The 8,739-nt window shown below is 72.0% G+C and carries 10 protein-coding genes; 3 read left to right on the top strand and 7 right to left on the bottom strand.

Annotated features, from left to right (window positions below; translation table 11 throughout):
• From G3I65_RS11135 to uvrC, 3 genes are all read right to left on the bottom strand, one after another.
• Positions 1-516: 2-phospho-L-lactate transferase CofD family protein (locus G3I65_RS11135; RefSeq protein ID WP_309235383.1), on the bottom strand; the 516-nt coding region annotated here is incomplete at its 3' end.
• Between the two features lies 1 nt (position 517).
• Positions 518-1,375 carry an RNase adapter RapZ gene (gene rapZ / locus G3I65_RS11130; RefSeq protein WP_003101350.1) on the bottom strand — a complete coding sequence of 286 codons (858 nt, stop codon included), beginning with the start codon at positions 1,373-1,375 and terminating at the stop codon, positions 518-520.
• A 42-nt stretch (positions 1,376-1,417) separates the two neighbouring features.
• The gene (uvrC, locus tag G3I65_RS11125) at positions 1,418-3,373 is read right to left on the bottom strand and encodes an excinuclease ABC subunit UvrC (protein WP_160696037.1); all 1,956 of its coding nucleotides are present in this window, start codon (positions 3,371-3,373) and stop codon (positions 1,418-1,420) included.
• A gap of 164 nt (positions 3,374-3,537) precedes the next feature.
• Here uvrC and G3I65_RS11120 point away from each other — a divergent pair, with 164 nt between their 5' ends.
• From G3I65_RS11120 to G3I65_RS11110, 3 genes are all read left to right on the top strand, one after another.
• On the top strand, positions 3,538-4,260 hold the full coding sequence (locus G3I65_RS11120) for a trypsin-like serine protease (protein WP_160696036.1): 723 nt from the start codon (positions 3,538-3,540) through the stop codon (positions 4,258-4,260).
• 64 nt (positions 4,261-4,324) lie between these two features.
• Positions 4,325-5,101 (top strand): exodeoxyribonuclease III, encoded by a 777-nt coding sequence (locus tag G3I65_RS11115; RefSeq protein ID WP_160696035.1) that lies wholly within the window; start codon positions 4,325-4,327, stop codon positions 5,099-5,101.
• Between the two features lie 39 nt (positions 5,102-5,140).
• Positions 5,141-5,731, top strand: a complete 591-nt coding sequence (locus tag G3I65_RS11110) for a precorrin-3B C(17)-methyltransferase (RefSeq protein ID WP_160696034.1) — start codon at positions 5,141-5,143, stop codon at positions 5,729-5,731.
• Here the strand turns inward: G3I65_RS11110 and G3I65_RS11105 are convergent.
• The 4 genes from G3I65_RS11105 to G3I65_RS11090 are packed head-to-tail and all read right to left on the bottom strand — an operon-like array spanning position 5,728 to position 8,619.
• Positions 5,728-6,162: a PH domain-containing protein gene (locus tag G3I65_RS11105; RefSeq protein ID WP_160696033.1), complete on the bottom strand. Its 435-nt coding sequence runs from the start codon at positions 6,160-6,162 to the stop codon at positions 5,728-5,730. The two genes, G3I65_RS11110 and G3I65_RS11105, sit on opposite strands and share 4 nt — an antisense overlap.
• Positions 6,159-6,665 carry a 6,7-dimethyl-8-ribityllumazine synthase gene (gene ribH, locus G3I65_RS11100; RefSeq protein ID WP_160696032.1) on the bottom strand — a complete coding sequence of 169 codons (507 nt, stop codon included), beginning with the start codon at positions 6,663-6,665 and terminating at the stop codon, positions 6,159-6,161. The genes G3I65_RS11105 and ribH overlap by 4 nt, the downstream gene beginning before the upstream one ends.
• Positions 6,662-7,990, bottom strand: a complete 1,329-nt coding sequence (locus G3I65_RS11095) for a bifunctional 3,4-dihydroxy-2-butanone-4-phosphate synthase/GTP cyclohydrolase II (RefSeq protein WP_125310833.1) — start codon at positions 7,988-7,990, stop codon at positions 6,662-6,664. Before G3I65_RS11095 ends, ribH begins: the two co-directional genes overlap by 4 nt.
• Positions 7,987-8,619, bottom strand: coding sequence for a riboflavin synthase (locus tag G3I65_RS11090; RefSeq protein WP_160696031.1), 633 nt, complete (start codon positions 8,617-8,619; stop codon positions 7,987-7,989). Before G3I65_RS11090 ends, G3I65_RS11095 begins: the two co-directional genes overlap by 4 nt.
• Positions 8,620-8,739: the final 120 nt, after the last annotated feature.

Here is an 8,739-nt window from a genome sequence, read left to right as displayed (position 1 = left end):
GGCGCCCGGGGAGCGCAGGCTGACCCGCCGCACCTGCCCCGGCGTCGAGGCCACCGCGACCTGCCCGCGGATCCGGCGCAGCGCCGACGGGTCCTCGCTGTCGAGGCCGCTGACCTCGCCTTCGATCTCCAGCGGCTCGGGCGACATCGGCAGCACCCGGCCCGAGACGCCCATCAGGCGGCGGGCTTCGTCGAGCGCGGCGACCGGGTCGCCGAGCACCTCGAACAGCCCGGCCAGCAGCAGGTTCCCCACCGCGTGCCCGGCCAGCGCGCCGTCGCCGCCGAAGCGGTGCTGGAACACCTCGGCCCACAGCGTGCCGCCGTCCTCCGCGGCGAAGGCCGCGAAGGCCTGCCGGAGGTCGCCCGGTGGCAGCAGCCCGAGTTCGCGCCGCAGCCTGCCGGACGATCCGCCGTCGTCGGCCACGGTCACGATCGCCGTGACGTCGGGGGTCACCCGCCGCACCGCGGACAACGTGGCGTGCAGCCCGTGGCCGCCCCCGAGGGCGACCGCGCGCACGTTATTCACGACCAAGGTCGCGGTGCACCACCTTCACGGCCATACCGTCCTCTTTGGACAGACGCTGGGCGAGCTCGACGGACAGCGCCACGCTGCGGTGCTTGCCGCCGGTGCAGCCGACGGCGAGCGTCAGGTACCGCTTGCCCTCGCGCTTGTAGCCGGCGCCGATCAGCCGCAGCAGCTGGTGGTAGCGGTCCAGGAACTCTTCCGCGCCCTCCTGCGAGAGGACGTAGTTGCGGACCTCACCGTCGAGGCCCGTGTGTTCGCGCAGTTCCGGGATCCAGAACGGGTTGGGCAGGAACCGGACGTCCATCACCAGGTCGGCGTCCATCGGCAGGCCGTACTTGTAGCCGAAGGACAGCACGGTGACCCGGGTCTGGGTGCTCGCCTCGGAGCCGAACGCGTCCTCGATCTTGGCGCGCAGGTCGTGCACCGACAGCGACGACGTGTCGAGCACCAGGTCGGCCTCTTCGCGCAGCGGCTCCAGCAGCGTCCGCTCCGCGGTGATGCCGTCGGCGAGCCGGCCGTCGCCCTGCATCGGGTGGCCGCGGCGGACGGCTTCGAAGCGCCGCACCAGCACCGCGTCGGTCGCCTCCAGGAACAGCACGCGCGGCTTGTAGCCCCGCGCGTCCAGGTCCTTGATGACCGAGGCGAGGTCGTCGGTGAACGCGCGCGAGCGCACGTCCATGACGACGGCCACCTTCGTGATCGCGCCGCGCGCCTGCGCGCCCAGCTCGACCATCGTCGCGATCAGCTCCGGGGGCAGGTTGTCGACGACGAACCAGCCCAGGTCCTCCAGGCACTTGGCCGCCGTGCTGCGGCCCGCCCCGGACAGCCCGGACACGACCGCGACCTCCATGCCGGACCCGCGGATCTCCTCTTGCGCACTCACTGTCGTTCCCTACTCCCCTGCTTGTGTGCCGTTGCCCGCACCGGACTCCCCGGCCAGCGCGGCGACCACGGCCTCCGCGGTGCGCCTGCCGAAGCCGGGCACCGCCTCGATCTCCTCGATCCTGGCCTGCTTGAGCTTCTTCACCGAGCCGAAGTGCTTGATCAGCGCGGTCCGGCGAGCCTGCCCCAACCCCGGCACACTGTCCAATTCGGACGTCACCAGCCGCTTGGAGCGCTTTTCGCGGTGGTAGGCGATGGCGAAGCGGTGGGCCTCGTCCCGCAGCCGCTGCAGCAGGTACAGCCCCTCCGACGTGCGCGGCAGGATCACCGGGTCGGGGTCTGCCGGCAGCCAGACCTCTTCCAGCCGCTTCGCCAGCCCGACCACGGCGATGTCGGTGATGCCCAGCTCGGCCAGCACGTCGGCGGCCGCGGTGGCCTGCGGGCCCGCGCCGTCGACGACCAGCAGGTTCGGCGGGTAGGCGAACTTCTTCGGCCGGCCGGTCTCCGGGTCGAGGCCGGGCTTGCTCGTGTCGTCCGCCGTTTCCTTGAGGTAGCGGGAGAAGCGCCGGCGCACGACCTCGGCGATCGACGCCACATCGCCCTCTTCGGCCGCCTCGCGCAGCGCGAAGCGGCGGTATTCGGACTTGCGCGCGAGCCCGTCCTCGAACACGACCAGCGACGCCACGACGTCGCTGCCCTGGATGTGGCTGATGTCGATGCACTCGATGCGCAGCGGCGCGGTGTCCAGCGCCAGGAACTCCTGCAGCTCGGTCAGCGCCGCCGACCGGGCCGTCAGGTCGCCGGCGCGGCGCAGCTTGTGCTGGGTGAACGCCTCCCCCGCGTTGCGTTCGACCGTCTCCGCGAGGGCCTTCTTGTCCCCGCGCTGCGGCACCCGCAGCTGCACCCGCGAGCCGCGCAGCCCGCTCAGCCACTCCGCGACCGCGTCGGCGTCCGCGGGCAGCTCCGGCACCAGCACCTCGCGCGGGACGACCGGCCCGGCGTCGACGTCGTCGCGCGCGTCCAGCTCGGCCTCGTCGCCGTAGAACTGCGTGAGGAAGTGGTCGACCAGCGCCGGGACGTCCATCTCCTCGGCCTTGTCGATCACCCAGCCGCGCTGGCCGCGGACCCGGCCGCCGCGCACGTGGAAGACCTGGACGGCGGCTTCCAGCTCGTCGTGCGCGAACGCCACGACGTCGGCGTCCGTGCCGTCGCCGAGCACCACGGCCTGCTTCTCCATGGCGCGGCGCAGTGCGCCGAGGTCGTCGCGCAGCCGGGCCGCGCGCTCGAACTCGAGCTCCTCGGACGCCGCCGCCATCTCGGTCTCGAGGCGCTTGATCATGACGTCGGTCTTGCCGGCCAGGAAGTCGCAGAAGTCCTCGACGATGTCGCGGTGCTCGCCGGCCGAGACGCGCCCCACACACGGCGCCGAGCACTTGTCGATGTAGCCGAGCAGGCAGGGTCGGCCGATCTGGCCGTGGCGGCGGAACACCCCGGCCGAGCAGGTGCGGGCCGGGAACACGCGCAGCAGCAGGTCGAGCGTCTCGCGGATGGCCCACGCGTGCGCGTACGGCCCGAAGTAGCGGACGCCCTTCTTGCGCGCGCCGCGGTAGACGTGCAGGCGGGGGAACTCCTCGTTCAGCGTCACCGCGAGCACCGGGTAGCTCTTGTCGTCGCGGTAGCGGACGTTGAACCGGGGGTCGAACTCCTTGATCCAGTTGTACTCGAGCTGGAGCGCCTCGACCTCGGTGGTGACGACGGTCCATTCGACGCTCGCGGCCGTCGTGACCATCTGCCGGGTGCGCGGGTGCAGGCCGGAGAGGTCGGCGAAGTAGGAGTTCAGCCTGCTGCGGAGGCTTTTCGCCTTGCCGACGTAGATGACCCGCCTGGTCGCGTCGCGGAACTTGTACACGCCAGGGGCATCCGGGATGCTCCCCGGCGAGGGACGGTAGGTGGTCGGGTCAGCCACTCCCACAGACTATTTGGCACCACCGACAGTTCTCGCGCGCCCCCGCTCGCCCCGCCGGAAGTAGGGTGTTCGTCCGCTTCCGACTTTGGGAGGTGTCCCCCTGGGTGACGCGGTGGTTACTTTCCGACCGGCCGATCCGGCCCCCGTCCGAAAGGATCCCCACCGTGAGTTCTCTCCGTCTCCTCGGCGCCGCCTCGGCGGCCGCCGTCGCGCTGACTCTCGCGGGTGGCGCCGTGGCTTCCGCCGGCGTCCAGCCGAACATCGTCGGCGGCACCACCGCCCCCACCGTGTCGTGGGGCGCCCAGGTGTACGTCAACACCCCGGGGCGCGACTACCAGGGCTTCAACTGCTCGGGCACGGTCATCGCGGCGCGCTGGGTGCTGACCGCGGTGCACTGCCTCGACCAGGACGGCTCGGGCATGTACGTCCGGGTCGGCAGCAACACGCTGCTGTCGGGCACGAAGATCGCCGTCGACAACGAGTACGAGTCCCCGAACGGCGACATCGCGCTGCTGCACCTGGCGTCGGCGACCAGCACCGCGCCGATCTCGCTGGGCAGCTCGGACCCGGCCATCGGCAGCACCAACCAGATCTACGGCTGGGGCCGCACCACCCCGACCGGCCCGCCGGCGACGTCGCTGAAGACGGCGAACGTCCAGGTGACCGGCCGGTCCACGGACGCCTACGGCGGCCGCGCGATCCAGAGCGTCGGCATCAACGGCTCGGCGTGGAAGGGCGACTCGGGCGGCCCCGAGGTCGCGAACGGCGTCCAGGTCGGCGTCGCGTCGACGGTCCAGAACCAGAGCGGGTCGAACACGCGCGGCACGAACAACTACGCGAGCGTGGCTTCGAGCCGGTCCTGGATCCGGACGACCGCGGGCGTGTGAGCCTCCGGGGCGGCGCTTCGGCGCCGCCCCGGTTTTGTCGGTGGCGTGTGGGATGCTCGCGGGCATGCGGATCGCCACCTGGAACGTGAACTCCATCGTCCCCCGCCTGCCCCGGGTGCTGGGCTTCCTGGAGGAGACGGCGCCGGACGTGCTGTGCCTGCAGGAGCTGAAGACCACGACGGAGAAGTTCCCGCTGGCCGAGGTCGAGGCGCTGGGCTACGAGGTGGCGGCGTACGGGCTGGGGCGCTGGAACGGCGTCGGGATCGTGTCGCGCGTGGGGCTGTCCGACGTGGTGCGCGGGCTGCCGGACGAGCCGCGGTTCGACGGCGCCGCGGAGGCCCGCGCGATCGGCGCCACCTGCGGCGGCGTGCGGGTGTGGTCGGTGTACGTGCCGAACGGGCGCGAGCCGGACAACCCGCACTACGCGTACAAGCTTGAGTGGCTTTCGTCGCTGCACTCGCTGGTGGCTTCGGAGATTTCGGCCGGGCCGTTCGCGGTGCTGGGCGACTTCAACGTGGCGCCGACGGACGCGGACGTCTGGGACATCGCGGTGTTCGCGGAGTCGACGCACGTGACTCCCCCGGAACGCGAAGCCCTGGCACGCCTGCGGAAGCTGGGGTTGTCGGACGTGTTCCCGCGGCCGTTGAAGTACGACCACCCGTTCACCTACTGGGACTACCGGGCGGGGAACTTCCCGAACAACAAGGGGATGCGGATCGACCTGGTCTACGGGAACGCCGCCTTTTCCGATGCGGTGAAGGATTCCTATGTGGACCGGAACGCGCGGAAGGGGAAGGGCCCGTCGGACCACGCGCCGATCGTGGTGGACCTGGACCTCTGACGGCGTAACGGGCGAGGCCGCGCCGCCGATGTGGGGCTCGTGCGCTTCTTGTTGCTTCCGGCGGCCGTCCTGCTGACGTTGTCGGCCGGGTGCGGCGGACACGCCTCGGGTACGTCGTCGCTGGAACTCCGCGAGGTCGTGCCCGCCGCGATGCGGATCGGCGGCACCGGAACCGGTGCACCGCTCTCACCGGCCGCCCGGCAGAGCCGCGACCCGGCCGAGCAGACGGCGGCCGTGCGGGCGATCGACTGCACCCCCGGCAAAGCCGAGCCGCTGGCCGGCCACGACGACCGCGCCCTGCCGCTGGTGACGTGCGGGGAAACCGACGACACGGCCTACCTCCTCGAACCCGCGTTCCTGTCCGGGAGCGAGGTGTCCGACGCGACGTCCGGCTACGACGCGCTGGTCCGTCAGTGGGTCGTGGAGCTCACCTTCGACTCCAAGGGTACGAAGACCTGGGCCGACTTCACCAGCGAGAACGTCGGACGGCAGGTCGCGTTCGTCGTGGACAGCCGGGTCGTCTCGGTGACGACCGTCCGGGCCGCCATCCTCGACGGAGCGGTCCGGATCTCCGGCAAGCTCACCAAACAGCGTGCCGGCGAGCTGGCCCGCCAGATCGAGGGCGGCTAGCCGCCGGTGGCCGCGCGGTGCAGTTTCCGCAGTGCCCGCACCGCTTCCACCGCCCGGTCCCGGTCCACCGCCTGCACCGCCATCACCGCGTGGTACTCGTCGTCCGGCAGCTCGAGCCGCGCCCACGACGCGCCGTCCGGGAAGCTCACCGACAGCACCTCGCTCCACGCGAACCGCCGGGTCATCACCACGTTCCGGACCTCGATGCCCTCTTCGTCCGCGCGCACCCTGGCGATCGCGAACAGCATCACGCCGCACGCCAGCAGGATGCCGATGCCGACCATCGCCGCCTGGTCGGAGCGCTGGAAGTGGACGCCCGTGTCGCCGTTGCGCAGCAGCACCGCCACCACCACGAACACCGCCAGCAGCGCCACCGCCAGGATGCTGCAGACGATCAGCGCGCGGCGCGGGCGGATCACCAGGACCGTCACACGAAACCCCGCTCGGTCCACGGCTGGCGCAGGCCCTTCAGCACGTGCGCCGTGTCCAGTGCCGCGACCGTCGCCTCGTAGCCCTTGTCCTCCTTGGCGCCCGGCCGGCCGGAGCGGTCGACCGCCTGCTCGTGCGTGTCGCACGTCAGGACGCCGTTGCCGACCGCCGTGCTCTCGTCGAGCGCCACCCGGGTCAGGCCCGCCGTCACCGCGTCGCACACGTACTCGAAGTGCGGGGTGCCGCCGCGGATGACCACGCCCAGCGCGACCACCGCGTCGTGGTTGCGGGCCAGCGCCTGCGCCACCACCGGGAGCTCCACCGCGCCCGCGACGTGGACGACGGTCGGGTCCTCCTCCAGCTCCGCCTCGCGCGCCGCGACCAGGGCGCGCTCCAGCAGGACGTCGGTGATGTCCGAGTTCCAGCGGGTCGCGACGATGCCGAGCTTGAGGGACTTGCAGCCGGTCAGGTCGAGGGAAACGTCGGGACGGCCTTCGCCGCTCACAGTGCTCCTCCGTCGGGGTGCTCGGTGCCCGCGCCGACCTGGTCGTAGTGCTCCAGCTGGGCCAGGTCGTGGCCCATCCGGTCGCGCTTGGTCCGCAGGTAGCGCAGGTTCTCCGGGTTCGGCGAGATCGGCAGCGGCACGCGCCCGGTGACGCGCAGGCCGTAGCCCTCGAGGCCGATCCGCTTGGCCGGGTTGTTCGACAGCAGCCGCATGGTGCGGACGCCGAGGTCGCACAGGATCTGCGCGCCGGTGCCGTAGTCGCGGGCGTCGGCCGGGACGCCGAGGGCGAGGTTCGCGTCGACCGTGTCGGCGCCGTCGTCCTGCAGCTGGTAGGCCTGCAGCTTGTGCAGCAGGCCGATGCCACGGCCTTCGTGCCCGCGGATGTAGAGCACGACGCCGCGGCCTTCGGTGGCCACCGCTTCCAGTGCCGCTTCCAGCTGGGGGCCGCAGTCGCAGCGCAGCGAGCCGAAGACGTCGCCGGTGAGGCACTCGGAGTGCACGCGCACCAGGATGTCCTGGCCGTCGCCGATTTCGCCGTAGACGAACGCCACGTGCTCGATGCCGTCGAGCAGCGAGTCGTAGCCGACCGCGCGGAACGTGCCCGCGGCCAGCGGGATCCGGGCCTCGGCGACGCGCTCGACCTGCTTCTCGGTGCGGCGGCGGTAGGCGATCAGGTCGGCGATGGTGATGATGGCGAGGTCGTGGTCGGCGGCGAACACTTCGAGCTCGTCGCGGCGCGCCATGTCGCCTTCGTCCTTCTGCGACACGATCTCGCAGAGCACGCCCGCCGGGGCCAGCCCGGCCATCCGGGCCAGGTCGACCGACGCTTCGGTGTGCCCGGGGCGGCGCAGCACGCCGCCCTCCTTGGCGCGCAGCGGCACGACGTGCCCGGGACGGCGGAAGTCCTTCGCCGTCGAGGCCGGGTCGGCCAGCAGCCGGATCGTGTGCGCGCGGTCGGCGGCCGAGATGCCGGTGGTGATGCCGTCGGCGGCGTCGACCGTGACGCTGTACGCGGTGCCCCGCGCGTCCTGGTTCGTGTGGTACATCGGCGGCAGGTCCAGCCGGTCCGCTTCGGACTCGGTCAGCGCCACGCAGACGTACCCCGAGGTGTAGCGGACCATGAAGGCCAGCAGCTCCGGCGTCGCCTTCTCGGCGGCGAAGATGAGATCGCCCTCGTTCTCGCGGTCTTCGTCGTCGACCACGACGACCGGCCGGCCCGCCGCGATGTCCGAGATCGCCCGCTCGATGGCGTCGGCGTCGAACACCGCCCCGGCGCCGCAGGGGGTCCAGCCCGCCGCGGGCTCCGCCGCGCTCGTTTCACTCATGACCGCTCCTCCGTGCCGCCGCTGTCCCGATTCTGCACCTGATCGCGGATATGCGCTTCGGCCAGCTTCTCCACGTACTTCGCGACCACGTCGACTTCGAGGTTGACGAGGTCGCCCGCTTCGCGCCCGCCGAGCGTGGTCGCCTCGAGCGTGGTCGGGATCAGCGCCACCTTGAACTGGTCGCCGGTGACCGCCGCGACGGTGAGGGAGATCCCGTCGACGGCGATCGAGCCCTTCTCGACCACGTACCGGGACAGGTGGCCCGGCAGCGAGAACGTCGTCACGCCGTTCTCGTCGCGGGAGAGGAACACGCCCGTCCCGTCGACGTGGCCCTGCATGATGTGCCCGCCGAGCCGCCCGCCCGCCGGGGTCGCGCGCTCCAGGTTGACCCGGTCGCCGGTCGCGACCTTGGCCAGGCTCGACCGCTGCAGCGTCTCGTTCACGACGTCCACGGTGAACTCGCCGCCGGCCACCTCGACGACCGTGAGGCAGACGCCGCTGACCGCGATGGAGTCGCCGTGCCCGGCGTCGCTGGTGACCAGGGGGCCGCGGACCCGCAGCCGCGCCGCGTTGGTCAGCTGCTCGACCGAGGTGATCTCGCCGATCTCCTCGACAATGCCGGTGAACACGTCCTGCCTCCTTGTGAGCCGCTGCTCCCCATCCAACACCCGGCGGCTTCGCCGGTGCCGCCCGGCCGGTCAGCCGGCCCGGCCGCGCGCCGCCTGCTCGCGCAGCGCGGCGACCGCTTT

It is taken from the genome of Amycolatopsis sp. SID8362, from assembly GCF_010550475.1.
Classification (GTDB): Bacteria; Actinomycetota; Actinomycetes; order Mycobacteriales; family Pseudonocardiaceae; genus Amycolatopsis; species Amycolatopsis eburnea.
The sequence above is the reverse complement of the archived record's forward strand: the minus strand, read 5'-3'. Positions and strand labels throughout refer to the sequence as shown.